Source organism: Enterobacter cloacae complex sp. GF14B (assembly GCF_004136805.1).
Lineage (GTDB): Bacteria > Pseudomonadota > Gammaproteobacteria > Enterobacterales > Enterobacteriaceae > Enterobacter > Enterobacter hormaechei_C.
On the sequence record NZ_QFRV01000249.1, the window covers coordinates 1 to 1,613 of the forward strand.

The window sequence follows — 1,613 nt, forward strand, 5'->3', positions numbered from 1 at the left end:
AGGTTCTCGCGCCCGACCAGCGCGGGCGTGGCCGCCAGCAGTGCCGTCACGCCTAACGAAGCAAAAAAGCCGTCCCACAATCCCAGCACGTAAATGGCCACCAGCGACGGCTCCGGCAGCATGGCGTTCAGACACAGCCCGACAAAGCCCACCCCGCAGGTGCCGCGCGCCAGCAGGATAAGCTTTTTACGCTCGTATCGGTCCGCCAGCACGCCGCCCACCATCAGGCCGATAAACATCGCCCCGCCGGTTAAGGTGACGGATAACCCTACCAGCCAGCTGGAGTGAGTGATGGTCTGGATTTGCACCGGCACGGCCACACCAAGCAAACCGAGGGACAAAATGGAGATAAAGCGAGCGATAAAAACGGCGCGATACGCCGGGTGTGTTTTGAGCAGGCTGAGGTTAAGCAGCCAGGATTTTTGATTCATGACAAAGCCTTGAGTCTATTTCTACCCATTCCATGGGCGCACATGCTAACATAGCCAAATAAGATAGATAACGATAATCACTATCATTATCAAATCATGGATGTTGCTATGTCGTTTTCCTCTTCTGCGGTGCGCGCCCTTGCCGTGCCCGTTTTATTGCTACTGCTAATCCTTGCGATTGCACTCAGCCTGCTGGTCGGCGCAAAACCGCTGCCCGCGTCCGTTATTGTCGATGCGCTATCCGGTACCTGTCAGAGCGCCGACTGCACCATCGTGCTCGACGCTCGCCTGCCCCGCACCCTTGCCGGCCTGCTGGCCGGTGGTGCGCTCGGCCTTGCCGGTGCCCTGATGCAAACCCTCACCCGCAACCCGCTGGCGGACCCTGGCATTCTCGGCGTGAACTCTGGTGCCAGTTTCGCCATTGTGCTCGGCGCGGCGCTGTTTGGTTTCACCTCTCCGTCTGAACAGCTGGTGATGGCCTTCTGCGGCGCGCTGGCCGCCTCGCTGGTGGTGGCGTTTACCGGCAGCCAGGGCGGCGGACAGCTCAGCCCGGTACGCTTAACGCTGGCGGGCGTAGCGCTCGCGGCGGTACTGGAAGGCTTGTCCAACGGCATCGCCCTGCTCAACCCGGACGTGTATGACCAGCTGCGCTTCTGGCAGGCGGGTTCGCTGGATATTCGTACCCTTGAAACCTTAAAAGTGGTGGTGATCCCGGCGAGCGTCGCTGCCGCCGTGGCGCTCTGTTTAAGCCGGGCGCTGAACAGCCTGAGCCTCGGCAGTGACACCGCGACCGCCCTCGGCAACCGCGTGGCGCGTACGCAGCTGACGGGCCTGCTTGCCATCACCGTGCTGTGCGGCAGCGCGACCGCCGTAGTCGGCCCGATTGCCTTTATCGGCCTGATGATGCCGCACATGGCGCGCTGGCTGGTGGGGGCGGATCACCGCTGGTCCCTCCCGGTAACGCTGCTGGCGACCCCTGCCCTGCTGCTGTTTGCCGACGTGCTGGGCCGCCTGCTGGTGCCGGGCGAACTGCGTGTCTCGGTGGTCAGCGCCTTTATCGGCGCGCCGGTGCTGATCTTCCTGGTACGACGCAGACGCGGGGGTGGCGCATGATGGCCCCGTCACGTCGTTTACTCACCAGCGTCGCCCTGCTGGTCGTCGCCTGTCTGCTGCTGGCGGTCT

Annotated in this window: 2 protein-coding genes; one reads left to right on the top strand and one right to left on the bottom strand. The window is 62.9% G+C overall.

The window, feature by feature from the left end; all coding sequences use genetic code 11:
- A partial coding sequence (locus DD606_RS25075) for an MFS transporter (RefSeq protein ID WP_129259453.1) occupies positions 1-431 on the bottom strand: 431 nt, incomplete at its 3' end.
- 108 nt (positions 432-539) lie between these two features.
- On the opposite strand from DD606_RS25075, the gene fepD reads away from it, so the two are divergent.
- Positions 540-1,544 carry a Fe(3+)-siderophore ABC transporter permease gene (fepD, locus tag DD606_RS25080; protein WP_022650567.1) on the top strand — a complete coding sequence of 335 codons (1,005 nt, stop codon included), beginning with the start codon at positions 540-542 and terminating at the stop codon, positions 1,542-1,544.
- Positions 1,545-1,613: the final 69 nt, after the last annotated feature.

Bases quoted from the DNA above. Each gene is read 5' to 3' on its own strand.
- fepD (WP_022650567.1), top strand. From the start codon at position 540: ATGTCGTTTTCCTCTTCTGCGGTGCGCGCCCTTGCCGTGCCCGTTTTA.